Raw genomic sequence first — 25411 nt, forward strand, 5'->3', positions numbered from 1 at the left:
CGATAACGGGAAGGTCGCAAACTGCCGGGTCATCGAAGTTCTCGCTGACCCTCCCGGTCATCCGGAAGTGCCATCACATGCTCGAGCACGAGGATCGCGGCACCGCAGACAATCGCCGCGTCAGCGAGATTGAACGCGGGCCAATGGCGGCCCACTCTGTGCTCCTCGTCCTTGCCTGCACTCCGTATCTCGTAGTTTCGACCCCGGTGACGACTTGTTGCGACACTCGGTGGCACCGCAAGGCAGGGCGTTCCTAACAATGGGGCGATTCAACTCGAAAGGCCAGCGTTTGGACGGTTGCCATCGACGCGGCAGCAGGGCAGTTCTATCCAGTAATCGTCATCGGTCTGGTACCTGACCCGGCAGGACAGCGAAGGGGTACACGAAGGGTGGGGGACGATCTCGCCGCGCAGGAGCTGCGATACGAACGTCCCCGCACCCTGGGCAAGATAGGTCTTGTACGCCGTAACCGCGAACGTGTCAGGATCCATTCGAGACGTGAATTCATTGATCTCCAAGAGACTCTCGGACGGCCGGACATCGGTATTCGCATTCAGAACGTATCGACGAAGCTGCGGGTCCATAAGATCGAGCTGGACTGCATAAGCAATGAACTCATGCCACTCGGGCCGCAGCTTGACCGGGCCTCCCCTGACGGCTTCCCAGATCGCCATGTGCGCCAACTCGTGCCGGAGGAAGGAGCCTGCCAGCGCCGAACTCCACGGCAGCCCCCGGGGTCTCACTTGGGACTTGCGATAGAAGGTGATTTCCGCCTGTTGCCCGTCAAAATAGCCATGAACGGAGGCACGCTCCGCTGAGCGCACAATGGCGCGGTCGGCAAAGCGCAGCGTGATCCTGGGCGTCACTTCGATCCCAATGCCTCGGAAATACGCAACGATGTCGGCCAACGCCCCGCATGCCTCAGCTAGCTCGGCGGGATCGCCGTAGAGGACAGTGACACCTTGGTTGCCGCAATTACCCTGCGGCTCGGCCCGGGCGCCATTTAGCGCAAAGCCCCCGCTCACCCCCGCTCCTAACAGCAACAATGCAAGGATCGTCTGACGGTCAACCATCACCACCTTCTATGTTGTGCGGGTCGCTGACATGCTGGAATCGCCGCTGAGCGGAGACGTGCCCCGGCAAGGATCGGTGCCGAAGAGCTGACATCCCACGCACCGCCCATGAGCGATGACGAGGCGAAAAACCGCTCGGGGAACGTTTCGGCATCACGATGAGCAGCTTCCCCGGTAGAGCGAAATCGATCCACTGAGCGTTGGAATGACGATCGTCTCCTCCACGTGCCGGAACCCGGCTGAGTGCATAAGGTCCGGCAGCACTCCTCGGGCGTTCGGTTCAGTATTCGCGCATCCGTCGAGGTTCTGAATGACGCCTCTGAAGAGAGCCCGCATGAGCGGCGTACGCTGCAAGCCATAATCCGCAATGTGAATCTCGCCACCGACCCCAAGCGCCGCGTGCATGGCGGCGAGTGCAGCCACTTTCTCTTCCATCGGCACTTGATGGAAAACGAGGCTCGACACGACCTTTGTCGGCTGCCGTCCCTCTAGCAACTCAGCCACTTGCCGCGCGAAACCGACGTGCAGCTCGACCGCAAGGCCAGCGGCGGCGACTCTCTTCCGCGCAAGCGTCAACACTGCGGGGTCGGGATCAATCCCTACGAGCTGGGCGGACGCTGCAGCCTTCCCCAAGCGCACGAGAAGCGACCCGGTGCCGCAGCCAACATCGACGATCACGTCACCAGGGCTTGGATGGACCTGCGCGATGAGCACGGTCCTCCATCGGTGCTCGCGTGTGAGCGCGGCTACCCCGAAGTCGTAAAAGGGGGTGAGCCAATGATGCCCGGCGGCGGGCGTGTAGGTCAGGTCAGACTGCACGGGCATTGTCTTCGTTTCTCGCAATCCTACATCCTGTAGCGACTACAGATTCAAGCTTAAATCGTCGCGGAGGCCAATGATCCTGCTGCAACCACAATAACGCTGATCCCGTGCCGTGCCATAGCCGCTAGCGCTGGCTGCCCGGCCCGGGTCTCGACGGACTCACCGGCCCCACCAAGCCGGTTGCGCAACTGCTAATCGCTCCAAGCGATAGCGTCAGGTCTCCAGCACCGCGCTTCTGCGATTGAGCCAGAAACCCCCAACCAGAATTGCCAGGACGACCAGTTGGGCTAGCACTGTCTCGGTTGTAGGGAACAGCCCAAGCATCTGGATGCGCGGTACGCCCGTGAGCGGTACGACTCCCAAGATTCCTGCCTCCTGCAGACCCGCTACGCCCTTTCCAGCGAGAACGATGGCCAGGATCGCGATGAGAATGGCGCTCCACGAAAAGAACTGGGTGATCGGTAAGCGGGTGCCGTATCGGAGCATGATCCAGGCCAGCACGGCGAGCAACGCAGCCCGCCGCAGTCGCGCCGCCAAGCATTGCTAAGCCGTTTCCTTGGGCCCAGAGCGCGGCATAGAAAAGGATGGTTTCGAACACTTCCCGATAGACGACGACAAAAGCCAGCAGGAAGAGGAACCAACCCGAACGTCTAGACAGAGCGTGCGCCATCTTCTCTTTGACGTAGCGCTGCCATGCCTCCGCGTTGCTTTTCCCGTGCATTCAGATCCCAACCGTAAGCAGGATGATCGCAGCGAATAGCGAGCCGAAACCCTCGGTAAGCTCCCGTGAAGCCCCGCTGATACCGATGAAGTATGTGGCGATGAACCAGCTGGCCACGCCAGCCGCAAGCGCCGCCACCCATCCGCCATGTACGAAGCCGAGCATTTCGGTTCGCTCTGTTTTTCGGAGGAAGGCGATCATCGCGATCACGATCAGCAACGCCTCAAGCCCCTCACGCAGCAGGACGCCGAACGCGCCGGCGAAGCTTGATGCACTGCTTGCCTTTTCCGGCGCGAGCGCAGCCTCAGCTTCGCCGAATAGGCTTCCGAGCTCCTGATTGGCGGCCTGGACTTCAGCGAGCGGGCGCGCCTTGGCAATCGCTGCCCGAAGCGCGCCCATTGCTTGCTCGATCCTCGCCATCAGCTCCGGATCGCGAGCCGCGAGCATCGGCTCCACGGGCTCAAATCCATCAAGATAGGCGGACAACGCGAGGTCAGTGGCGGCCTGCCGATTCCCAGCCGCGTAGGCTTTGAGGCTTGCCTCGAGACGTTCGCGCGTGAGCGCGAGCGAACCATTGGCGTGGGCTGTCACCGAGTCTGAATGCCGGCGCAGATAGGCAGTCACGGCGTCAGCTTTGCCGGCACCAATTTCGGCGGCAAGCGACGCTGGCGTCGCGCCGACGAATGCCGCCAGATTGGGATATCTCTGGCGGAGTGACGCATCATGGCGCCATAGCCTCTGACCACGTCCAGTCTCGGAAGCCGGGTAGGCGAAGGTGCCGGCGTAGAACGCGAGCGCCCAGCGATCTTCGTCAGAAAGGGAATCGAAGCCGGCCATTACCGTGCCGTCGAGGCCTTGGGTGATTACCTGATAAAGGCCGAACAAACTGCGCTGATCAGCGCGCACATTGTCGCTGAATGCGATCGGCGGCGGATCAAGCCCCACCGAACCCGGGCCGTGTCCATCGCCCGTTGCGCCGTGACAGCTCGCACAATTCTGGGCGTAGAGCGCAGCCCCGCGCGCAAGGTCTGGCGGCGCCGTCGGCGCGAGCGGCACGGGATAGGCAGCGAGCAGCGCGGACGCAAGCGCCTTAGATTGTGCGGCGACTTCAGCTGGCGGCGCCTTGGCTGAGATCGCCGTGCGCAACGCCCTCGTCTGGCGCAACAGGTCCGCCTTGCCACTCTTTTCGGGCAAAGATCCGAGCCTGGTTTCTACCTGGCCCGCGAACTCCACCATCTCCGCATATTCGGCCTCACTGCTAACGCGCCCGCCAGAGACCGCACCGGCGTAGTCGACGGCAATATAGTCAAGCAGCCGCCACACGGTCTGGACTTCCGTGTCGCTCGCAATCGCCTGATTCGGCGCGATTTGCGATAGAATAGCGGAAAGCAGCAGTACGAACGTGTAACGACACGCCTTTCCAACAGCGCTCATGCGGGGGCGAACAGGACCATGGAACAGGTGCATCTACGAGCCTCTAGTTGAGAATCGTTCGCGCAGTAATCCTGTAGTCCCCACAGGATCAAGCCACAACGCACCTTGTCGCGCGATTAAGTGGCTGGATAGACTCTGCTGTTGCCATTGACATCGGAGCCGCGGGCTTGAAAATTCGGATCAAGCCACCTCGCGATGGTTGGTCAGCTCGATAGAGTCCCTAGCCCACCTTGATGAGCAGACCCTCGTCGCACATCCGGCTCAGCTAACTGCGTGGAACTCGATATCCGTCAGGTCGCGCGCTCGAACGGGTACCCTCTCGAGAGCGAAAGCGTTCTCGCGCGGCTTCTGACATTGGCTGTCATGATGATCGGCTTTTGGATATACGAATTGGAAGCCTGCCGGCGGTCACTGACCGCTTGTGTCGCTCACCAGCAGACTGAGGTTTCATCGCATGCGCGCGAACATTGCAGAATGTCAGTCGCCGGAGGCATTCTAACCAAAACGGCCCCTAAGGGCCGTTCTTAACTACTTGATTTTCAGGCAAAAGGTTGGCGCACCCGACAGGATTCGAACCTGTGGCCTCCACCTTCGGAGGGTGGCGCTCTATCCAGCTGAGCTACGGGTGCATTGCAATCTTCGCCTAGCCCGACAGACCTTTGAGGGTCAACGGATTCGGCAATTCTCAATCAGATGGCCTCGGTCGGATTGGTCTGACAGACACCGGACGCTTCCTCACACCACCTTATCCGTCACCTCGCTATCGCACGCCCCAAGGTGCTTACGCGATGCTTACGTGGCCATCTTCGGTTTTCGGCGATCATTCGTGATCCGCATAAACTCTTGTTTCTCCTTACTTTTCTGTTTCCATTCGCATTACAAACAGCTTGACACGAGCCTTCGGAGGGCAGCGCTCTATCCAGCTGAGCTACGGGTGCCCGGTATGAACCGGCGGGCCGGGAACGGCCCGGGGGCGCGCTATATGCCCCGGAATGCGCGGCGGAAGATAGCCCAAAACCCCGGAGGGTACAATGAAATGCCGGGGAAATACCGGGGAAAAGCGGAGGAAAATGCGCGCGGGGAGGCCGGGAAACGATCGCCGGCGCGCCCGCCTCGATCCGCTTTCGCTTGTCGGGCCGGCTTGCGAGTGTGGTAGAAGGGAGGCGGGCGAAGGTGGGCGCTTCCGGTCATGGCGAAAGACGATGGCCGCGCTGACTCTCCCCTCATGATGCGTCGGAAGAAAGTCAGTGTCCCATGTCCGAGCCGATCCGGCTGGCCCCCTTCGATGTCTTTGTCGACCCCTTGCTGGGCTTCCATGACCGCCGCCTGCGCGAGATGCAGGCCTATTGGGACGGCAAGCGGCAGGGCCGGACCATGCCGGCGCGTGCCGATGTGAGCCCGGCGGAAATCGTTTCCCACCTGCCGAGCGTCTTCCTGGTGAACACGGCGTCGCCCATGCTGAACCCCGAGGATTTCACGGTCCGGCTGATGGGAACGGCGCTGAACGAATTGTTCGAGCAGGATTTCACGGGACGAAGTTTTGCCGAGGTGTTGTCGGCCAAGCCCTCCTCGGCCTTTTGCAAGCTCTTCGGCATCGTTGCGCAATTGCGCCGCCCCATCCGCGTCTACGGCCATGCCCGGTTTGCGCCGGGCGGCGCGGTGACGGAGATCGAAGGCGTGCTGCTGCCGCTCTCCGGGCAGGATGGCGGCGACACGGTGGGCCTCGTCATGGGCGAGCTGGTGAAACGCGCCTCCTCCGGGCGGTAGGGATCGGCGCCGCCGCGCCCGGCAGGGCGGTCAGCTTGCGGCGTTGTGCGCGCCGGAGGTGAGCTGCAGGAACACATCCTCCAGATCCGATTCCTCGGTCGCGATATCCGCGATCTCCAGCCCCTCCGCGGAAAGCTGGGCGAGGATCGACATGGCGCTCACTTCGGCCGGGTTGTACTGGATGTCGAGCGAGCCGTCGGGGCGGAGCGTCGCCTTCATCTCTTCCAGCGCGGCGGGAAGCTGCGTCAGGGGCGCGGCGGCGCGCACGATGAGACGCTTTTCGCTGATTCGCGACAGAAGCGTCTGCGTCGGCTCGCAGGCCACCACCTCGCCGTGATTGATGATGGCGATCCGGTCGCAAAGCGACTGCGCCTCTTCCAGGTAATGCGTGGTGAGCACGATGGTCGTACCCTGCGCATGCAATGCCTGCACATAGTCCCAGAGCTGCTTGCGGAGTTCGATGTCGACGCCCGCCGTCGGCTCGTCGAGGATGAGCACGGGCGGATTGTGCACCATCGCCTTGGCAACGAGGAGCCGCCGCCGCATCCCGCCCGACAGGGTGCGCGCATAGGCATGCGCCTTGTCGTCGAGCCCCATGGCTTCCAGGATTTCCATGGTGCGCCGTTCCGACTTCGGCACGCCGTAAAGCCCGGCCTGCATTTCAAGAGCTTCCGCCGGCGTGAAGAAGGGGTCGATATTGAGTTCCTGCGGTACGACGCCGATGGAGGCGCGGGCGCTGCGCGGATTGACGTCGGTATCGAAGCCCCAGATCGAGGCCGAGCCGGAGGTCTTGATGACGAGACCGGCGAGAATGTTGATGAAGGTCGATTTGCCTGCGCCATTGGGGCCCAGCAGGCCGAAAATGGAGCCGCGCGGAATGTCGAGGTCGATGCCCTTCAGCGCTTCCTTGGCGGGCTGCCCGCCCGACGCCTTGTAGACCTTGCGCAAGGCCCGCGCCGAAATGGCCGATACGGGTCCGCTGTCGCTTTCCTCGCGGGGAAGGCGGCTTTCTAGCGCATTCTCGGTTTCGGCGAGCGTGTCGGCCATGGCGGGACCTCTCTTGTTTTTCTGCCGCTTCCGGAAACGCGGGCGGGGCGGTGGCCCGCTCAGGCGAAAGCGTTATATTGGCGGGCCCGATACCGGCGGGGCCGGTATCGTCGTACCGGGGCCGCGGATAATGGCACGGGCCCCCCTTAGATAGGAAGGCAGACGTCTGTGGCAAGCGGCAAGAAGGCGAGCGGGAAGAAGGAAGAGGCCGGGGACGGGGCGGAAAAGCGCCCCATCGGCAAGGGCGACCACCTCTTTCTGGTGGACGGCTCGGGCTATCTTTTCCGCGCCTATCACGCGTTGCCGCCGCTGACGCGCAAATCCGACGGGCTGCCGGTGGGCGCCGTCTCCGGCTTCTGCAACATGCTTTACAAGCTGCTGGAGGATACGAAGGACGAATTCGACCCCAGCCATCTCGCGGTTATTTTCGACGCCTCCGGCAAGACCTTCCGCAACGACATCTATCCCGATTACAAGGCGAACCGGCCCGAGCCGCCCGAAGACCTGAAACCGCAATTCGCGCTGGTGCGCGACGCGGTGCGCGCCTTCTCCGTGCCCTGCATCGAGATGATGGGCTATGAGGCGGACGATCTCATCGCCACCTATGCGCGGCTGGCCGCGGAAGCGGGCGCGAAGGTGACCATCGTGTCGTCCGACAAGGACCTGATGCAGCTCGTCACCGACCGGGTGGACATGCTGGACACGATGAAGCTGAAATCGATTTCCCACGATCAGGTGGTCGAGAAATTCGGCGTGCCGCCCGAAAAGGTCGTCGACGTGCAGGCGCTGGCGGGCGATTCGGTCGACAATGTGCCGGGCGTACCCGGTATCGGCATCAAGACGGCGGCCCAGCTCATCGAGGAATATGGCGATCTCGAAACGCTTCTGTCGAAAGCCGAAGAGATCAAGCAGAAGAAGCGCCGCGAGAACCTGATCGAATTCGCCGAACAGGCGCGCATCTCGCGGCAACTTGTCGAACTCGACCAGGATGTGCCGATCGACGTGCCGCTGGACGAGATGGGCGCGCACGATCCCGAGCCGGAAAAACTGATCGCCTTCCTGAAGGACATGGAGTTTTCCACGCTGACGCGCCGCGTGGGCGAGCGCTTCAATGTGGATGCCGACGAGGTCGAGCCCGCGGGCGAACACCCCGCGCAGAAGAAGAAAGCGGCGACGGAAGAAAAGAAATCCGCGCGGACGAAGGAAGGCGGTGCGCCGGGCGCAACGCCCAAGGGCATCGATGCCGACTTCGACGCCGCGGCCTATGAAACCGTGACCACGCTCGACGCGCTCCAGGTCTGGATCGACAAGGCGATGGACCAGGGTTTCATTGCCGTCGACACGGAAACGGATTCGCTCGACGAGATGCAGGCGCGGCTTGTGGGCGTGTCGTTGGCGACCGCGCCGGGCGAGGCCTGCTACATCCCGCTGCTGCACGGCAAGGCGAGCGATGGCGGGCTCGATTTCGAGGGCGGCGACCCGGTCGACCAGCTCGATCGGAAAGAGGCGCTGAAAGCGCTGAAGCCCATGCTGGAAGATCCGTCCGTCCTCAAGATCGGCCAGAACCTCAAATACGACATGGTGGTGCTGGCGCGTCACGGCGTGGAGGTCGGCCCCATCGACGACACCATGCATATGTCCTACGCGCTGGATGCGGGGCTTCACGGGCACGGCATGGACGAGCTTGCAAACATCCATCTCAGCCACAACTGCATTCCCTTTTCCGAAGTCGCGGGCAAGGGCAAGAAGCAGATCACCTTCGACCGGGTGCCGGTGGACAAGGCGACCGAATATGCGGCGGAAGACGCCGACGTCACGCTGCGCCTCTGGATGCTGCTGAAACCGCGTCTCACCGGCGAGCGCCGCATGACGGTCTATGAAACGCTGGAGCGGCCGCTCGTGCCCGTGGTGGTGGGCATGGAGCGCGCGGGCGTGAAGGTGGACAAGACGGTGCTGGCGCGGCTTTCCGCCGGCTTCGCGCAGAAGATGGCGCAATATGAGGACGAGATTTACGAACTGGCGGGCGAGAAGTTCAACATCGCCTCGCCCAAGCAGCTCGGCGAAATCCTGTTCGACAAGATGAGCCTGGAAGGCGGGCGCAAGACCAAGACGGGCGCCTGGTCCACCGATGCCGACACGCTGGAAACGCTGGCCGCGCAAGGCCACGACCTGCCGCAGCGCGTGCTGGACTGGCGCGGGCTTTCAAAGCTCAAAAGCACCTATACCGATGCGCTGCCCGGCTATATCGATCCGGAAACGGGCCGTGTCCATACGAGCTATTCGATGGCCGCGACCTCCACGGGGCGTCTGGCTTCCTCCGACCCGAACTTGCAGAACATCCCGGTACGGACGGAAGACGGGCGACAGATCCGGACGGCGTTTGTGGCGGAGAAGGGCAACAAGCTCATTTCCGCCGACTACAGCCAGATCGAACTGCGGCTGCTTGCGCATATCGCCGACATCGAGGCGCTGAAGAAAGCCTTTGCCGACGGGCTCGACATTCACGCGATGACGGCGAGCGAGATTTTCGATACGCCGATCAAGGGCATGGACCCGGCGGTGCGCCGCCGCGCCAAGGCGATCAATTTCGGTATCATCTACGGTATTTCCGCTTTCGGACTCGCGAACCAGCTCGGCATTTCGCGGGGCGAGGCGGGCGACTATATCGACCGCTATTTCAAGCGCTTTCCCGGGATCAGGGATTACATGGAAAGCACGAAGGAATTCGTGCGCGAGAACGGCTATGTCGAAACCATTTTCGGCCGCCGCGTGCACCTGCCGGGCATCAAGTCGAAAAGCCAGGCGGAAAAGAGCTTCGTGGAACGCGCCGCGATCAATGCGCCCATTCAGGGCTCGGCGGCCGACATCATCCGTCGCGCCATGATCCGCATGCCGGACGCGCTGGAAAAGGCGAAGCTGAAAGCGCGGATGCTCCTGCAGGTGCATGACGAACTGATTTTCGAAGCGCCCTCCGGCGAGGCGGGCAAAACGGAAAAGAAAGTCGCGGAGGTGATGTCCGCCGCCGCGGAACCGGCCGTGAAACTCACGGTCCCGCTCGACGTCGAGGCGCGCGCCGCCGACAACTGGAACGATGCGCATTGATCTGGGCGCATTGATCTGACGCATTCCGGAGAATTGGCATTTCTGCCATGCTCTCCCCATATTCGGGAGTATGCTCTCTCAGCCGGAATACTGAAACATCAGGAGGCCAGCCGATGGGTGACAAGGACAAGAAGGATCTCGACAAGGCCGTCGAGGGCAGTTTTCCTGCCTCCGACCCGGCCGGGCTGACGCCGAAGGGCGGCAAGGACGCCGAAGCGGATGCAAAGGAGGCGGAGGAAAAAGCCCGCCGCAAGCATGACGACGACATGGTGGACGAAGCGTCCGAAGAAAGTTTCCCGGCGTCCGATCCGCCCTCCTGGACGCCGACGCATACGGGCGACGGCCACGGCAACAGCAAGAGCAAAAGCTAGCGTCTTTCAGTCCGCGCCGGATTGCATCGTGCCGGTTTCGGCCAGCGCGCGGTGCCAGGAGAGGGCTTCCTCGATCACATGCGGCGTGTGCCCGCCCCGCGAAACGGCGCGTTCGTAATAGTCCGCAAGCCGGTCCCGGTAATCGGGATGCGCGCAATTTTCGATGATGAGTTTCGCGCGTTCGCGCGGCGCAAGGCCGCGCAGATCGGCAAGCCCCTGCTCGGTGATCAGGATGCCGACATCGTGTTCGGTATGATCCACATGGCTCACCATCGGAACGACGCTCGACACCTTGCCTTCCTTGGCGATGGATTTGGTGACGAAGATCGAGAGGAAGCCGTTCCGCGCGAAATCGCCCGACCCGCCGATCCCGTTCATCATCTGCGTGCCGCCGACATGGGTCGAGTTCACATTGCCGTAAATGTCGAATTCGAGCGCCGTATTGATGCAGAGCACGCCGAGGCGGCGCACCACTTCCGGATGATTGCTGATTTCCTGCGGGCGCAGCAGAAGTTTCGGCTTGTAGGCGCCGATATTGGCGATCACCTCGTCATGCTTTTCCCTGGACAGCGTGATGGACGAGCCCGAGGCGAAAAGGAGCTTGCCGGAATCGAAGAGGTCGAAGGTCGAATCCTGCAACACCTCCGAATACATGGTCAGGTCGTGAAAGGGCGATGAGATGAGCCCGTGAAGCACCGCATTGGCGACGGAGCCGATGCCGGCCTGCAGCGGGCGAAGGTCGGTGCCCATGCGGCCCTGTTTCACCTCGTGATGCAGCAAGTCGATCAGATGCCCGGCAATGGCGCGCGTTCCGTCGTCCGGCGGCGATATTCTGGCGGAACTGTCGAGCTTCTCGGTGATGACGATGCCCGCGATCTTTTCCGGCGGGATGGGGATATAGGGCAGCCCGGCGCGGCTATGCGGGGCGACCACCGGGATGGGATCGCGATGCGGCCGTCGGGTCGGGATGTAGATGTCGTGGATGCCTTCCAGCAGCAAGGGCTGGGTGAGGTTGATCTCGACGATGACCTTCGGCGCCAGAATGGCGAAGCTCGCCGAATTGCCGACCGATGTGGTGGGCACGATGCCGCCTTCCTCGGTGATGGCGGCGGCTTCCACGATGGCGATATCGACCGGCGGAAGCTGGTGCGTGCGCAGCATCTCCACCGTCTGGGAGAGATGCTGGTCGACGAACATCACCTCGCCCGCATTGATGGATTTGCGCAGGCCCGGATCGGACTGGAACGGCATGCGCCGCTTCAGCACATGCGCCTCGGCCAGGGTCTTGTCGAGATCGTTGCCGAGCGAAGCCCCCGTCAGAAGGGTGATCTGCAAAGGGTCCGTTTGCGCGCGCGCCGCCAGCGCCATCGGCACCGCTTTCGCCTCGCCCGCGCGGGTGAAGCCGCTCATGCCGACGGTCATGCCGTCCCTGATGAAAGAGGCGGCTTCCTCCGCCGTGATGATCTTGTCCCTCAACCCCCCGTGACGAATCCGGTCGCGATACATTTGTTACTCGTTTGACTGCTGTTACTCGTTCGACTGCGATCAAAGAAAAAGCCCGGAGACCTTGCGACCTCCGGGCTGGATCATAGCGGCCAATCTGCCGTTTCTGTTATTCGGCGGCCTTCGCGGCGTTCGGCGCGGCGTCGCGCACGTCCGGATCGACGTGATCCTCGAACTTCGCGAAGTTGGAGACGAACATGCCGACAAGCTTCTGGGCCTGCACGTCATAGGCGGTCTTGTCGGACCAGGTGCCGCGCGGGTCCATGATGGAGTTGTCCACGCCCGGCACGGAGACCGGCACTTCAAAGCCGAAATTCGGATCGATGCGGAACTCGGCATTGTTGAGCGAGCCGTCCAGCGCCGCGGCGAGAAGCGCGCGGGTCGCCTTGATCGGCATGCGGTTGCCGACGCCATAGGCGCCGCCCGTCCAGCCGGTGTTCACCAGCCAGCAGGTCACGCCATGCTCGGCGATGAGATCGCGCAGCAGGTTGCCATAGGCGGTGGGGTGGCGCGACATGAAGGGCGCACCGAAGCAGGTGGAGAAGGTCGCTTCCGGCTCGGTCACGCCCTTTTCGGTGCCCGCGACCTTCGCGGTGTAGCCGGAGAGGAAGTGATACATGGCCTGGCTCGGCGTCATGCGCGCGATGGGCGGCAGTACGCCGAAGGCATCGGCCGTCAGCATGATGATGTTCTTGGGATGGCCGCCCGTGCCCGTCTCGCTCGCATTCGGAATGAAGGAGAGCGGATAGGCGCCGCGGGAGTTCTCGGCCAGCGCCGCGCTGTCGAGGTCGAGCTCGCGGCTGTCCTCGTCCATCACGACGTTTTCCAGCACCGTGCCGAAACGCTGCGTGGTGGCGTAGATTTCCGGTTCGGCTTCCGCGGAGAGCTTGATCATCTTCGCATAGCAGCCGCCTTCGAAGTTGAAGACGCCGTTTTCCGACCAGCCATGCTCGTCGTCGCCGATCAGCGTGCGGCTGGCTTCGGCCGAGAGCGTCGTCTTGCCGGTGCCGGACAGGCCGAAGAAGATCGCCGTGTCGCCCGCCGGGCCGATATTGGCCGAGCAGTGCATCGGCATCACGCGCTTGGGCGGCAGCTCGTAGTTGAGCATGGAGAAGACCGACTTCTTGATTTCGCCGGCATAGGAGGTGCCGCCGATGAGCACGATCCGCTTGTCGAAATTGCAGGCGATCACCGTGCCGGTGCGGCAGCCGTATTTTTCCGGATCCGCTTCAAAGCTCGGCAGGTCGATGATGGTGAACTGGGGAGAGAAGCTGTCCAGTTCTTCCGGCGTCGCCTCGATGAGCAGGTTCTGGATGAAGAGAGAGTGCCAGGCATATTCCGTGTAGACGCGGGTGGCGAGGCGGTGGGTCTTGTCGGCGCCGCCGAAAAGATCCTGGATGAAGAGTTCCTTGCCTTCCGCATGCTTCAGCATGTCGGCATGGAGCGCGTCGAAGGCTTCCGGCGTCATCGCCTTGTTGTTGTCCCACCAGACCGTGTTTTCGGTCTCGCTGTCGCGGACGATGAACTTGTCCTGCGCCGAGCGGCCCGTATGCACGCCCGTCTTCACGACGAAGGGGCCGTTGGCGGCGATCTCACCTTCGCCGCGGCGCACGCCTTCTTCGTAAAGGGCGGCGGGACGGTAGTTCCAGTGAGCGGCGGCGAGATTTTTGAAGCCGCTTTTGTCGACGCCGAACTTGCTGATATGGGGCCCGGTCTGTTTCACGCTTCTCTCCTCGTGGTCCTGGGCGGCCCCTTCGGGCCGTATCCTTGATTAAGTCTGACTGCCGCATTCCGCCGCCGCATGCGGCCAGGATCGGAAATTTATCACCGTCGCGCGGCTTTGGCAGGGCAGAGCGCCAAAATGGCGTAAATTCGCCAAAAACAAGCAAATATGAGCCTTTGCGGGCCCGCAGGGCCCGCCGGCTCCTGAATTTCGGCGCCAACATAGTGGGCAGCCCTGCCCCGCGCAACAGCTTTGCGAACAGTTTGCAGGACATGCGGCGATGCGTCCCTCGCCGCGTGGCCGGGACGCGGCGCGCATGCGGTGCTCCGCGGTCCCCGGATGAGCTCTTCATGGCCAGTCCGGTGCCGGGTGCATATAATGCGGCCACATTTTGGGCCAAAAGCGACCCTAAGCCTCCATGTCTGCCGGGGGGCGACGCGGAAAACAGGGTACATAAGGATGCCGGAAGGCCCAAACGAACAGAGCCAAAGGGAACGGGCAAATATGCCAACCATCGCGCTGGTTGACGACGACCGGAATATTCTGACCTCGGTGAGCATGGCGCTCGAGGCCGAGGGCTATCATGTCCAGACCTATACCGACGGCGCCGCGGCGCTGGCCGGGCTCGGCGCCAATCCGCCCGATGTCGCGGTGTTCGATATCAAGATGCCGCGCATGGACGGGATGGAGCTGCTGCGGCGCCTGCGCCAGAAATCCGACATGCCGGTGATCTTTCTGACCTCCAAGGACGACGAGATCGACGAGCTGTTCGGTCTCAAGATGGGGGCCGACGACTACATCAAGAAACCGTTCTCCCAGCGCCTGCTGGTGGAGCGCGTCAAGGCGGTGTTGCGCCGGGCGCAGAACACCAAGGGCGAGGCCGCGGCCGGCGGCGAGAGCGAGGCGGCGGCGGTGCTGGAACGCGGCAAGCTGCTGCTCGATCCCGACCGCCATGCCTGCACCTGGGACGGCGAAGCGGTGGTCCTCACCGTGACGGAGTTTCTGATCCTGCAATCGCTGGCGCAGCGCCCCGGCTATGTGAAAAGCCGCGATGCGCTGATGGACGCCGCCTATGACGACCAGGTCTATGTGGACGATCGCACCATCGACAGCCACATCAAGCGGCTGCGCAAGAAGTTCAAGGAAGTCGACAAGGAGTTCGACGCGATCGAAACCCTCTATGGTGTCGGCTACCGCTACCGGGAGGCCTGAGGCCCGGCTTTCGGCACGGTCGCCGAAGCCCGTTGAACGCATGGCAAATGGCAAGTGTGAGCGAGGACGAGCTGTCGGATAGGGGCCAACCGGATGCGGAGGATCCGCTGTCCGACGCGCGGGATTCGGCGAAAGGCGGCGCGGAGGCGCCGGCTCGCGGCTTGCCGCTTCGCCTGCTCGCGCTGACAGGGCACATCTGGAGCCGCTTTCGCAGCTTTCTCGTCCGGGGCCGTTTTTCCAGCCTGACGCGCCGCATCGTCGTCTTCAACGTCGTCGCCCTCATCGTGATGGTGGCGGGCATCCTCTATATCAACCAGTTCCGCGAAGGGCTCATCGACGCCCGACGGCAGAGCCTGCTGACCCAGGCCGAGATCATCGCCGGCGCCCTGGCGCAGGGCGCGACCGAGGCGCCGAAGGCCACGGTCATCGATCCGCTGGACGGCGTTTTCGGCAATGCCGGCGAGGGCGAGCGGAACATGCCGGAAACGGACGGGGCGGCCGACAAGGTTCTTCCCATCGTGCCGGAGGCCGCCGCGCCCATCCTCCGCCGGCTGACGGTTCCGACCCGGACGCGCGCGCGCCTCTACGACCGGAGCGGCTGGCTGCTCCTCGACAGCCGCCGCCTGTCGGCCTCCGCCCAGGTGGTCGCCTTCGAGCTGCCGCCGCCGGCGGATGCCGATGAGGACGCCAATATGTTCACCCGCTTCTATCAATGGCTGGTGAGCTTCCTGCCGGGGCGCGACCTCGAACTGTTCAAGGAGGCGGGCGGCCAGAACGGCAAGATGTACCAGGAAGTGACCCGCGCGCTGACGGGCCAGGCCGCCAGCATGGAGCGTGTCAACGACCGTGGCGAGCTGATCGTCTCCGTGGCGGTGCCGATCCAGCGCTACCGGGCGGTGCTGGGCGCGCTGATGCTGTCCACGCGCGGCGGCGACATCGACGCCATCGTCCGGGGCGAGCGCTTCGCGATCCTGCAGGTTTTCCTCGTCACGCTGGGCGTGACGATCCTGCTTTCGGTGGTGCTGGCCGCGACCATCGCCGAGCCCGTGCGCCGGCTGGCGGAATCGGCGGAGATCGTCCGGCGCAGCAAGACCGCGCGGGCGCAGATCCCCGACTTCACCGAGCGGCGCGACGAGATCGGCGATCTGTCGGGCGCGCTGCGCGACATGACCAATGCGCTCTACAGCCGTATCGACGCCATCGAGAGTTTCGCCGCCGATGTGGCGCATGAGCTGAAAAACCCGCTCACCTCGCTGTCGAGTGCGATCGAGAGCATTCAGTTCGCGAAGACCGAGGAACAGCGCGAGCGGCTCAACGAGATCATCAAGGACGATCTGAAACGCATCGACCGTCTCATCAGCGACATCTCCAACGCCTCGCGCCTCGACGCCGAGCTGGCGCGCGAGGAAATGGAGGATGTGAACATCGCCACCTTGCTGGAAGCGGTTTGCGACCTCTTCACCGAAACCGGCATCGCCAATGGGAGACGGGTGCTGCTCGACATCGATCCCGGCGCGCCGGGCCGCGACCGCATGGTGGTGAAGGGCTTCGACATGCGGCTGGGCCAGGTCGTGCGCAATCTGGTGGACAACGCGCTGTCCTTCAGCCCGGAAGGGGCGCAGGTGAAGGTGATGGCGCGCCGCGAACCCGGCCATATCGTCATCATGGTGGAAGATCAGGGGCCGGGCGTGCCCGAAGACAGCCTCGAAAAGATCTTCGACCGCTTCCATACCGACCGGCCCGACAGTTTCGGCAAGCATTCCGGCCTCGGCCTGGCGATCTCGCGCCAGATCGTGGAGGCGCATGGCGGCAATATCCGCGCCGAAAACCGGATGCAGTATGGCGAGGTGCAGGGCGCGCGCTTCATCGTCACGCTGCCCGCCGCGCCGGTATAGGGAGCGGGGCCGATGTCGGGAAACGGCACCACCATCCATGCGACCTGCATTGCCTGCGGCGGACGGGCCGCGCTCTTGCGCGGCAGCCCCGGCGCGGGCAAGTCCGACCTCGCCTTCCGCATGATCCGGGCGGACGCAAGCGGCGAAACGCGCCTCGTGGCCGACGACCAGGTGCATCTTGGCGCGGCGGAGGACGGACTGGCCGCGACCGCCCCCGAGGCGCTGACCGGCCTCGTCGAATTGCGCGGCCTCGGCCTGCTGCGCGTGCCCGTCATCGAGCGGGCGGTGGTGAGGCTCGTTGTCGAGCTGGTGCCGAGGGAAGATGTGCCGCGTCTTCCCGCGCCGGAATTCGCCGATATTCAGGGCGTCCGGGTGCCGCTCATCCGGCTTCACGCCTTCGATCCGACGGCCGCCGACAAGCTGCGTCTGGCGCTCGAAGTCCTGCCCGACCGCGGTTTCCCGGGCGAGGACGGCATTCTGGGCGGGGCCTGACCGCCGCCCCGTCGCGAAACTGCCTTATTGTTGCGCTGCAACACTTGCCAACTTGCTTAAAATACGTTCACGATGCGGGTTTAGCGGGCGCGCATTGAGCCATTCGTCGCGACAAGAAGGCGGCCTGCCGCGGTAAGCGAAGACGGATGGCAATGAGGGCGGTGGATGATCGGATTAGTACTCGTTACGCATGGCCAGCTCGCCAGTCAGTTTGTGGCGGCCATGGAGCATGTCGTTGGACCGCAAAAGCAGGTGGCGGCGATCTGCATCGGACCCGATGACGACATGGAGCAGCGGCGCCGGGACATTCTCGATGCCGTCGCCAAGGCCGATACCGGCCATGGCGTGATCCTGCTCACCGACATGTTCGGCGGCACGCCCTCCAATCTCGCCATTTCCGTCATGGACAAGGCGCGCGTGGAAGTGATTGCCGGGGTGAACCTGCCCATGCTCATCAAGCTGGCCAGCGTCCGCGAGAACAAGGATCTGCGCGAGGCGGTGGATCAGGCGCAGGAATCGGGCCGGAAATACATCTCCATTGCCAGCCGCGTCCTCGCGGGCGACGGCGCGTGACGCCGCCGATGCCCAGGGGAGAAGAAAACCGCGACGCCGGCGCGTCCGGCACCTCCCCCTCCGACGCCGGCGAATGCAGGCGCACCCTCGCCATCGTCAACAGCCGGGGCCTTCATGCCCGCGCCTCCGCCCGTTTCGTACAGGTGGCCGAGCAGTTCAAGGCCGATATCTCGGTGAGCCGGGACGGGCACACCGTGCCGGGCACCTCCATCATGGGATTGATGATGCTGGCGGCGAGCCAGGGCTCCTCCATCGAGGTGTCGGCGACCGGCCCCCAGGCGGAGATGGCGCTCAAGGCCCTGGCCGAGCTTGTCGAGGACGGCTTCGGCGAACGGGACTGAGCCGCCGGGCCGCGATTGCCCCTCGGAAACAAAGATATAAACATTTCTTTATGTCGTCCTTGCCCCATCGGGTCGGGCTTGTTATAACCACGCCGAATTTGCCGGGCCGACCGGCTGAAGCTGGCGCGGGGCCCGAGGCCTTGCGCGGGGTGCGCTACCGCCGAAATCGGCGATTTTTCGCGGAAATCGGCGCTGCGCCCGCAAGGCAAACACAGACCGACGACACCAAAGGAGTTATACCGCCCATGGGTGCCAAACAGGATTACGTCATCAAAGACATCTCGCTTGCCGATTACGGTCGCAAGGAGATCGAAATCGCCGAGGCCGAGATGCCGGGCCTGATGGCCACGCGCGAGGAATATGCCAAGTCGCAGCCGCTGAAGGGTGCGCGGATTGCCGGCTCGCTGCATATGACGATCCAGACCGCGGTTCTGATCGAGACGCTGGCCGCGCTCGGCGCCGACATTCGCTGGGCCTCCTGCAACATCTACTCGACGCAGGACCATGCCGCCGCCGCGATCGCCGCGTCGGGCACGCCGGTTTTCGCCGTGAAGGGCGAGACGCTGGATGAGTACTGGGAATACTGCCACAACATCTTCGAATGGGCCGATGGCGGCGTTCCGAACATGATCCTCGACGATGGCGGCGACGCCACGCTGCTCATCCATCTCGGCATGCGCGCCGAGAAGGGCGACACCGCCTTCCTCGACAAGGCGCAGAACGAGGAAGAAACCGCGCTCTTCGCCTCCATCAAGAAGCGCCTGAAGGACAATCACGGCTGGTACACCAAGGTCGGCGAAGCCATCAAGGGCGTCTCCGAAGAGACGACGACCGGCGTTCACCGCCTCTATGAAATGTTCAAGAAGGGCGAGCTGCTCTTCCCGGCGATCAATGTGAACGACAGCGTGACCAAGTCGAAATTCGACAACCTCTATGGCTGCCGCGAATCGCTGGTGGACGGCATCCGCCGTGCGACCGACGTGATGATGTCCGGCAAGGTCGGCGTCGTCGCGGGCTTCGGCGATGTGGGCAAGGGCTCCGCCGCCTCGCTGCGTCAGGCCGGCTGCCGCGTGCTGGTGACCGAGATCGACCCGATCTGCGCGCTCCAGGCCGCCATGGAAGGCTATGAAGTCGTGCCGATGAACGAAGCCGCGACGCGTGGCGACATCTTCGTCACCACGACGGGCAATATCGACGTCATCACCGTCGATCACATGCGCGCCATGAAGGACCGTGCCATCGTCTGCAACATCGGCCATTTCGACAGCGAAATTCAGGTCGGTGCGCTGAAGAACTTCAAGTGGACGAACATCAAGCCGCAGGTCGACGAGATCGAGTTCCCCGACGGCAAGAAGATCACCCTGCTGGCCGAAGGCCGCCTGGTGAACCTCGGCTGCGCCACGGGCCATCCGAGCTTCGTGATGTCCGCCTCCTTCACCAACCAGGTGCTGGCCCAGATCGAACTCTTCACCAAGACCGAGGAATATCCGATCGGCGTCTACACGCTGCCCAAGTCGCTCGACGAGAAGGTGGCGATGCTGCATCTCGAAAAGATCGGCGTGAAGCTCGAGAAGATGAACAAAGAGCAGGCTGACTATATCGGCGTGCCGGTTGAAGGCCCCTTCAAGCCGGAACATTATCGCTACTAAGCGATTTGGCGCCGATCGCAATCGCGCCAGTCGCGAATACCAGACCGCGATCGGCGCGATTGCATTCAGGCAGGGCCCGGCTCCTCGTGAGCCGGGCCCTTTTTGTTGGCACTTTCGAAATGCCTTCGCACTTAGTGTAAACTTTCCACGGTCTGCTGATTTGGGCAGGCCGGACCGCCCGGATCGCGTCGTTTCCAGATGAGATCCCGTAAGCAGTCTTGCGCGAACGGGGGCGGGCATAAGGAAAGCGGTATGCAGGGGGCAAAAGGCAGCAAGAGGCGCGGCGGGTGGCGCGCAGGCGCGGTCGGCGCAGGCGGGGCGTTGTGGCTCGCCGCCGGGTCGGCGCGCGCCGACAATCTCGTCGGCTCCACGCTGACGGCGCTGGGCGTTCCCGAAGAGGTCGCCGCCGAGCAGAACATCATCATCGCCTATGCCGTAGCGGCGGGCATCGCGCTCGCGGCTATCCTGTTTACCGTGGTGGCGCTGCGGGCCGCGCGCGCCGCCCGCAAGACCGCCTTCGGGCGCGAGGACGAGCTGACCGCGCTGTCGGTGCGCCTCGACACGGCCGAATCGATCCTCGCCGCCGAACCCGACGCGCTCTTCATCTGGACGCCGGAAAGCCTGCGCGCCTCGCCGGGCACCTTTCAGGCAAGACCGCGCATCGTCGGCTCCACGGCGGGGCTGGTGGACCCGGCCTCGGGCGACCTCGACTACAATTATCTGCTGGAGCGGCTGCGGCCTGAAAATGCCGGCCGGCTCAACACCGCCGTGCAACGCCTCCGGCGGCTCGGCGCGCGCTTCTCCCTCCATGTGGAGGCGCTGGACGGGCGCATCTTCGAGGCGGAAGGACGCCCCGCGGGCGCGCTGGCCGTGCTCTGGCTGCGCGACGTGACGGGCGAACGCGCCGAGGTCGCGCGCCTGACCGAGCGCATGCGCCAGGCCGATGCCGACCGGGCCCGCTACGAGGCGCATCTGATGGAGGTGCCCTGCCCCGCCTGGCGGCGCGACGGGGAGGGGCGTCTGGCCTGGGTCAACCGGGCCTATGCGACCGCCGTGGACGCCGCCTCGCCCGAAGACGCGGTATCGCGGGAACTGGAACTGCTGGGCGAGGAAGCGCTTTCCGCCATGCGCCGCACGCTTTTCGACAAGCCGCGCGTGAAGAGCCGCACCCATGCGATCATGTCCGGCGAGCGCCGCGCCCTCGATGTGGTGGAAAGCCACCTCGACGGCGGCACGGCGGGCATCGCTATCGACGTGACGGCGGAAGAAAACCTGCAGGACGATCTGAAGCGCCATATCGACAGCCATGCCGAAACGCTGAACCGGCTCAACACGGCGGTCGCAATTTGCGGGCCCGACAAGCGCCTCAAATTCCGCAATCACGCTTTCGAGGAACTCTGGGGCCTCGACGCCGCCTGGCTCGACGAAGAGCCGACCGACGGCGCGGTGCTGGACGAGTTGCGCGCGCAGCGCCGCCTGCCCGAACAGGCGAATTTCCAGGCCTGGAAGCAGGCGCGCATGGAGCTTTACACCTCCACCGAGCCGGTGGAGGAGTTCTGGCACCTGCCGGACGGGCGCACGGTGAAACTGAACGCGCAGGCGCATCCCTTCGGCGGCGTCATCTATCTCTACGAGAACGTCACCGAGCGGCTCAATCTGGAAAGCTCCTACAACACGCTGGCGCGGGTGCAGCGCGAGACGATCGACCACCTCTATGAGGGTGTGGCGGTCTTCGGCAGCGACGGACGGCTGAAGCTCTCCAACCCCGCCTATGGCCGCATCTGGGGCCTGTCGGATGAGCAGCTGGCCGACGAACCGCATGTCAGCGACGTCATCGACCTCAGCCGGGCGCTCTACGCGGAACCGGAAGAAGCCGAATTGCTGCGCACGCAGGTGACGACGGTCTCGGGCATGAGGGCGAATGCGACGGGCCGCCTCAACCGGCCCGACGAGACGGTGGTCGATTTCGCCATCGTGCCGTTGCCCGACGGGGCGACGCTCATCACCTATCTCGACGTGACCGACGCGACGCGCATGGAGATCGCGCTCAGGGAACGCAATGACGCGCTGGAAACGGCGGACCGGCTGAAGTCGGAATTCATCAGCCATGTCTCCTATCAGTTGCGCACCCCGCTCACCAATATCATCGGCTTCGGCGAAATCCTGGAATCGGAAATGTTCGGCGGGCTGGAGCCGCGCCAGCACGAATATATGCAGGGCATTCTCGAAAGCTCGCAGACCCTGCTCGACACGGTGAACGACATTCTGGACCTCGCCGTGATCGAGGCGGGCGCGATGACGCTCGATCTTTCCGATATGGAAATTTCCGAAGTGCTCTACGCCGCGGAAGAATTCGCGCAGCGTCCGGCCCAGAAGAGCAAGGTGGGGCTGAAGGTCGATTGCCCGGCCGATACGGGTGCGATCCGCGCCGACGAAAAGCGCATCAAGCAGATCATGATCAACCTGCTGTCGAACGCGCTCTCCTTCACCAGCCCCGGCGACACCATCACCATCGGCGCGCGGCGGCATGAAAATTCGGTCGAGCTTTACGTGGCCGATACGGGCGACGGCATCAAACCGGAGTTCCAGTCCACCGTCTTCGACCGTTTCGAGGCGCATGGCGGACAGGACCGCCGCCGCGGCGCGGGGCTCGGCCTGTCGCTGGTGCGCTCCTTCGTGGAACTGCATGGCGGCTGGGTGACGCTGGAAAGCGCGCCGGACCTCGGCACCCGCGTGACCTGCCACCTGCCGGTCCGCGCCGCCCCGCCCCGTCCCCCCGAGACGCCGGCGCTGAGCGATCAGGGCGCGGTGGTGGACTGAGGCTCTCCTGCATCGTCATTCCGGGCTCGACCCGGAATCCATTCAGAGGATGAGGCGTGAAAGGCGGTTGGGTTTACATCATGACCAACGCGCCACGCGAGACGCTCTATACCGATGTCACGGCGGATATTGCGCGCCGCATAACGGAGCATCGCGAAGGGCTGGCCGACGGCTTCACGAAACGCTATGGGCTGAAGCGTCTGGTATATGCCGAACGATACGAGGAGATCGAGCAAGCCATCGCGCGAGAAAAGCAGCTCAAGAACTGGAAGCGCGCGTGGAAGATCGATTTGATCGTTTCGGCGAACCCCGATTGGGATGATCTTTACGACACGCTTCTTTCATGAGGAAAGGCCGGATGGACCCCGGGGCAAGCCCGGGGTGACGACTCTCGTTTGTTGAGAAATTTCACTCACTCGTCATTCCGGGCTCGCCCCGGAATCCATCTTCAGTCTCAGCTCGCCAGGCGTTCCGGTTCTTCCACCGCCGGGCGGGCATTGCTCGGCGCGGGGTTGGAGAACTCCATGGCACCGTCGTCGAGCTTGCCGAAGCGCAGCATCATCATGTCCTTGGCGTAGTTCTGATAGAGCTTCCACGGCTTGCGGTCGCCCTGCTTGGGGAAGAGATGCTGGGCGCGCTGGATGTAGCCGGAGGACAGGTCGAGCCACGGCTCTTCGCCGAGCTCGGGATCCTTCACGCGCGGCGTACACTGACGATTGCCGGTCTTCTTCATTTCGTTCAGCAGGCGGCAGACATATTCGCAGGTGAGATCGCATTTCAGCGTCCAGGACGCATTGGTGTAGCCGAAGCAGGAGGCAAGGTTCGGCACGTCGGAATACATCATGCCCTTGTAGCTCATCGTCTCGCTGGGATGGACGGGGGTGCCGTCCACCGAGAGTTCGACCCCGCCCAGCATCTTGAGCTTGAGTCCCGTCGCGGTGACGACGAGATCGGCCTCGAGTTCCTTGCCGGATTTGAGCAGGATGCCTTTCTCGGTAAAGCGTTCGATGTGGTCGGTCTCGACGGAGGCCTTGCCTTCGCGGATGGAGGCGAAGAGGTCGCCGTTCGGCACGAGGCAGAGGCGCTGGTCCCACGGATTGTAGGACGGCGTGAAATGCGTCTTCACATCGTAATCGGGGCCGAGTTCCGCGCGCACGCCCTTGAGCAGCAGCGCCTTCACTTTTTCCGGCGCCTTGCGGCACATGCGGAAGAAATACATGCCGAGCAGCACGTTCTTCCACCGGGTAAGGCCATAGGCCCATTTGGTGGGAAGGTTGCGCCTCAGCCAGTTGGCGATCTTGTCTTCGGCGGGCCGTGCGACGACATAGGTCGGCGAGCGTTGCAGCATGGTGACATGGGCGGCTTCATCCGCCATTTCCGGCACCAGCGTCACGGCGGTCGCGCCCGAGCCGATCACCACGACCTTTTTATCCTTGAAGTCGATGTCGTCGGTCCATTTCTGCGGATGGACGATACGGCCCTTGAAATCCTCCGTCCCCTGAAAGTCCGGCGTATAGCCTTCGTCGTAATCGTAATAGCCCGAGCAGACGAAAAAGAAATTACAGGTGAATTCGGCAGTCTCGCCGGTATCGCCGCGCTCCGTCTTCACGGTCCAGAGCGCGTGGTCGGACGACCATGAGGCGCCCGTCACCTTGTGGCTGTAGCGGATGTGGCGGTCGATGCCGTAATCGGCCGCCGTCTCCTTCAGGTAGTTCAGGATGTTCGGCCCGTCGGCGATGGCCTTGGCTTCCTTCCAGGGGCGGAAGGAATAGCCCAGCGTATACATGTCGCTGTCGGAGCGGATGCCGGGATAGCGGAAGAGGTCCCAGGTGCCGCCCATGTTCTCGCGGCCTTCCAGGATCACATAGGAGCGGTCCGGGCAATTGGCCTGCAGGTGGTAGCCCGCGCCAATGCCGGAAATGCCGGCACCCACAATGACCACGTCGAAATGTTCCGTCCCCATAAATCTCGCTCCCGGGAGTAGTTGATTGGTTGACCAGGTTTTTCACCTTGCTGACATTTTATCAGAATATATCCGAGCATGCCGCTACGTTTTATGTAGGGTTTCGTGATGTAAAGCAAAGTGGCGGGTTTCGGTGGGTTTTCAGGCGGCCGCGCCCGTATGGCCGCCGGAGGTGAGGGTCATGCATTGCCCCCGCGCCGTATTTTCCCCATACCAGTCCCATGAACGCCCCCCGCCCCTTCACCTACGACCCGCCGACGGAGCCCTGGCTTACCGTGCTGCATGAGGATGACGACATTCTCGTGCTGTCGAAGCCGTCCGGGCTCCTCACCGTGCCGGGGAAGGAGGCGCATCTGGCGGACTGTCTGGAAGCGCGCGCGGTGACGCGCTGGGGCGCGGCGCGGATCGTCCACCGGCTCGACAAGGATACGTCCGGCGTCATGGTGCTGGGCCGCCACGACAAGGCGCAGCGTCATCTCGGCAAACAGTTCCAGAGCCGCCGCGTGGGGAAAACCTATATCGCCCGCGTTGCCGGCCATGTGAACGGGGACAGCGGCGAGGTCGACCTGCCGATCGCGACCGACCCGGAGCGCCGCCCCATGCAGCGGATCGATCACGAGCGCGGGCGCGCCGCCATCACGCGATGGGAGGTGATGGCGCGCGAAGAGGGCGCGATGCCGGTGACGCGCCTCAAGCTCATGCCGGTGACCGGGCGCTCGCATCAATTGCGGCTGCATCTGGCGCATCTCGGCCACCCGATCCTCGGCGACGCCTTTTATGCAGACGACGCCATCTTCGAGGCCGCGCCGCGCCTGCAGCTTCATGCCGAGACGCTGGCCTTGCGTCATCCGAACGGCGGCGCGAGGGTAAGTTTCACGGACCCCACGCCGTTCTAGCGGCACA

21 protein-coding genes, 1 tRNA gene and 1 pseudogene are annotated in these 25411 nt (G+C 63.6%); 12 read left to right on the forward strand and 11 right to left on the reverse strand.

Annotation, left to right across the window (positions count from 1 at the left end; translation table 11 throughout):
* Window positions 1–29 precede the first annotated feature (29 nt).
* The 7 genes and pseudogenes from FHS78_RS19795 to FHS78_RS16925 form a co-directional block, all read right to left on the reverse strand.
* Entirely contained in the window at window positions 30–236 is a 207-nt protein-coding gene (locus FHS78_RS19795) for a signal peptidase II (RefSeq protein WP_425500310.1), read from the reverse strand.
* 33 nt (window positions 237–269) lie between these two features.
* Window positions 270–1073, reverse strand: coding sequence for a DUF6639 family protein (locus FHS78_RS16910; RefSeq protein ID WP_167095562.1), 804 nt, complete (start codon window positions 1071–1073; stop codon window positions 270–272).
* Window positions 1074–1226: 153 nt separating this feature from the next.
* Entirely contained in the window at window positions 1227–1916 is a 690-nt protein-coding gene (locus FHS78_RS16915) for a class I SAM-dependent methyltransferase (protein ID WP_205305354.1), read from the reverse strand.
* A gap of 192 nt (window positions 1917–2108) precedes the next feature.
* Complete coding sequence (locus tag FHS78_RS19485) at window positions 2109–2432, reverse strand: FTR1 family protein (protein WP_246220569.1); 324 nt, start codon at window positions 2430–2432, stop codon at window positions 2109–2111.
* 40 nt (window positions 2433–2472) lie between these two features.
* A pseudogene (locus FHS78_RS19710) lies at window positions 2473–2616 on the reverse strand (FTR1 family protein); the annotation flags it as partial.
* Entirely contained in the window at window positions 2617–4083 is a 1467-nt protein-coding gene (locus tag FHS78_RS16920; RefSeq protein ID WP_205305356.1) for a c-type cytochrome, read from the reverse strand.
* A 519-nt stretch (window positions 4084–4602) separates the two neighbouring features.
* A tRNA-Arg gene (locus FHS78_RS16925) sits at window positions 4603–4679 on the reverse strand.
* Window positions 4680–5304: 625 nt separating this feature from the next.
* Between FHS78_RS16925 and FHS78_RS16930 the strand changes: the two genes are divergently transcribed.
* On the forward strand, window positions 5305–5817 hold the full coding sequence (locus FHS78_RS16930) for a PAS domain-containing protein (protein WP_167095563.1): 513 nt from the start codon (window positions 5305–5307) through the stop codon (window positions 5815–5817).
* 30 nt (window positions 5818–5847) lie between these two features.
* Here FHS78_RS16930 and FHS78_RS16935 read toward each other — a convergent pair whose 3' ends face one another.
* Window positions 5848–6864 (reverse strand): ABC transporter ATP-binding protein, encoded by a 1017-nt coding sequence (locus FHS78_RS16935; RefSeq protein ID WP_167095564.1) that lies wholly within the window; start codon window positions 6862–6864, stop codon window positions 5848–5850.
* Window positions 6865–7098: 234 nt separating this feature from the next.
* Between FHS78_RS16935 and polA the strand changes: the two genes are divergently transcribed.
* Window positions 7099–9966 (forward strand): DNA polymerase I, encoded by a 2868-nt coding sequence (gene polA, locus FHS78_RS16940; protein WP_167095608.1) that lies wholly within the window; start codon window positions 7099–7101, stop codon window positions 9964–9966.
* A 113-nt stretch (window positions 9967–10079) separates the two neighbouring features.
* Window positions 10080–10337 (forward strand): hypothetical protein, encoded by a 258-nt coding sequence (locus FHS78_RS16945; RefSeq protein WP_167095565.1) that lies wholly within the window; start codon window positions 10080–10082, stop codon window positions 10335–10337.
* A 6-nt stretch (window positions 10338–10343) separates the two neighbouring features.
* On the opposite strand, the gene scpC is transcribed toward FHS78_RS16945, so the two are convergent.
* Complete coding sequence (gene scpC, locus FHS78_RS16950) at window positions 10344–11843, reverse strand: succinyl-CoA:acetate CoA-transferase ScpC (RefSeq protein WP_167095566.1); 1500 nt, start codon at window positions 11841–11843, stop codon at window positions 10344–10346.
* A gap of 106 nt (window positions 11844–11949) precedes the next feature.
* Window positions 11950–13563: a phosphoenolpyruvate carboxykinase gene (locus FHS78_RS16955; RefSeq protein WP_167095567.1), complete on the reverse strand. Its 1614-nt coding sequence runs from the start codon at window positions 13561–13563 to the stop codon at window positions 11950–11952.
* Window positions 13564–14067: 504 nt separating this feature from the next.
* On the opposite strand from FHS78_RS16955, the gene FHS78_RS16960 reads away from it, so the two are divergent.
* The 8 genes from FHS78_RS16960 (at window position 14068) to FHS78_RS16995 (ending at window position 22892) form a co-directional block, all read left to right on the forward strand.
* Window positions 14068–14775 carry a response regulator transcription factor gene (locus FHS78_RS16960; protein ID WP_167095568.1) on the forward strand — a complete coding sequence of 236 codons (708 nt, stop codon included), beginning with the start codon at window positions 14068–14070 and terminating at the stop codon, window positions 14773–14775.
* 47 nt (window positions 14776–14822) lie between these two features.
* Window positions 14823–16670, forward strand: coding sequence for a sensor histidine kinase (locus tag FHS78_RS16965; RefSeq protein WP_167095569.1), 1848 nt, complete (start codon window positions 14823–14825; stop codon window positions 16668–16670).
* 12 nt (window positions 16671–16682) lie between these two features.
* Complete coding sequence (locus tag FHS78_RS16970; RefSeq protein ID WP_167095570.1) at window positions 16683–17162, forward strand: HPr kinase/phosphorylase; 480 nt, start codon at window positions 16683–16685, stop codon at window positions 17160–17162.
* Window positions 17163–17327: 165 nt separating this feature from the next.
* Window positions 17328–17735, forward strand: a complete 408-nt coding sequence (locus FHS78_RS16975; RefSeq protein WP_167095571.1) for a PTS sugar transporter subunit IIA — start codon at window positions 17328–17330, stop codon at window positions 17733–17735.
* Window positions 17732–18076, forward strand: coding sequence for an HPr family phosphocarrier protein (locus tag FHS78_RS16980; protein ID WP_343042005.1), 345 nt, complete (start codon window positions 17732–17734; stop codon window positions 18074–18076). Before FHS78_RS16975 ends, FHS78_RS16980 begins: the two co-directional genes overlap by 4 nt.
* Before the next feature lie 245 nt (window positions 18077–18321).
* Complete coding sequence (ahcY, locus tag FHS78_RS16985; RefSeq protein ID WP_167095572.1) at window positions 18322–19725, forward strand: adenosylhomocysteinase; 1404 nt, start codon at window positions 18322–18324, stop codon at window positions 19723–19725.
* Window positions 19726–19977: 252 nt separating this feature from the next.
* The gene (locus FHS78_RS16990; RefSeq protein ID WP_167095573.1) at window positions 19978–22545 is read left to right on the forward strand and encodes a sensor histidine kinase; all 2568 of its coding nucleotides are present in this window, start codon (window positions 19978–19980) and stop codon (window positions 22543–22545) included.
* 56 nt (window positions 22546–22601) lie between these two features.
* A complete protein-coding gene (locus FHS78_RS16995; protein WP_343042006.1) occupies window positions 22602–22892 on the forward strand; it encodes a GIY-YIG nuclease family protein in 291 nt (96 codons plus the stop codon).
* Between the two features lie 107 nt (window positions 22893–22999).
* Here FHS78_RS16995 and FHS78_RS17000 read toward each other — a convergent pair whose 3' ends face one another.
* Complete coding sequence (locus FHS78_RS17000; protein ID WP_167095575.1) at window positions 23000–24508, reverse strand: flavin-containing monooxygenase; 1509 nt, start codon at window positions 24506–24508, stop codon at window positions 23000–23002.
* Between the two features lie 221 nt (window positions 24509–24729).
* Between FHS78_RS17000 and FHS78_RS17005 the strand changes: the two genes are divergently transcribed.
* The gene (locus tag FHS78_RS17005; RefSeq protein ID WP_167095576.1) at window positions 24730–25404 is read left to right on the forward strand and encodes an RluA family pseudouridine synthase; all 675 of its coding nucleotides are present in this window, start codon (window positions 24730–24732) and stop codon (window positions 25402–25404) included.
* The last annotated feature ends 7 nt before the right edge of the window (window positions 25405–25411 follow it).

The organism is Parvibaculum indicum, from assembly GCF_011762095.1.
GTDB classification, from domain to species: domain Bacteria; phylum Pseudomonadota; class Alphaproteobacteria; order Parvibaculales; family Parvibaculaceae; genus Parvibaculum; species Parvibaculum indicum.

Coding starts and splice junctions, on each gene's coding strand:
- FHS78_RS16935 (WP_167095564.1), bottom strand. CDS start 6,864: ATGGCCGACACGCTCGCCGAAACCGAGAATGCGCTAGAAAGCCGCCTT.
- FHS78_RS17005 (WP_167095576.1), top strand. CDS start 24,730: ATGAACGCCCCCCGCCCCTTCACCTACGACCCGCCGACGGAGCCCTGG.
- FHS78_RS16930 (WP_167095563.1), top strand. CDS start 5,305: ATGTCCGAGCCGATCCGGCTGGCCCCCTTCGATGTCTTTGTCGACCCC.
- FHS78_RS16910 (WP_167095562.1), bottom strand. CDS start 1,073: ATGGTTGACCGTCAGACGATCCTTGCATTGTTGCTGTTAGGAGCGGGG.
- scpC (WP_167095566.1), bottom strand. CDS start 11,843: ATGTATCGCGACCGGATTCGTCACGGGGGGTTGAGGGACAAGATCATC.
- FHS78_RS16975 (WP_167095571.1), top strand. CDS start 17,328: ATGATCGGATTAGTACTCGTTACGCATGGCCAGCTCGCCAGTCAGTTT.
- FHS78_RS16970 (WP_167095570.1), top strand. CDS start 16,683: ATGTCGGGAAACGGCACCACCATCCATGCGACCTGCATTGCCTGCGGC.
- ahcY (WP_167095572.1), top strand. CDS start 18,322: ATGGGTGCCAAACAGGATTACGTCATCAAAGACATCTCGCTTGCCGAT.
- FHS78_RS16920 (WP_205305356.1), bottom strand. CDS start 4,083: ATGCACCTGTTCCATGGTCCTGTTCGCCCCCGCATGAGCGCTGTTGGA.
- FHS78_RS16990 (WP_167095573.1), top strand. CDS start 19,978: ATGCAGGGGGCAAAAGGCAGCAAGAGGCGCGGCGGGTGGCGCGCAGGC.
- FHS78_RS16965 (WP_167095569.1), top strand. CDS start 14,823: ATGGCAAGTGTGAGCGAGGACGAGCTGTCGGATAGGGGCCAACCGGAT.
- FHS78_RS16960 (WP_167095568.1), top strand. CDS start 14,068: ATGCCAACCATCGCGCTGGTTGACGACGACCGGAATATTCTGACCTCG.
- FHS78_RS17000 (WP_167095575.1), bottom strand. CDS start 24,508: ATGGGGACGGAACATTTCGACGTGGTCATTGTGGGTGCCGGCATTTCC.
- FHS78_RS16945 (WP_167095565.1), top strand. CDS start 10,080: ATGGGTGACAAGGACAAGAAGGATCTCGACAAGGCCGTCGAGGGCAGT.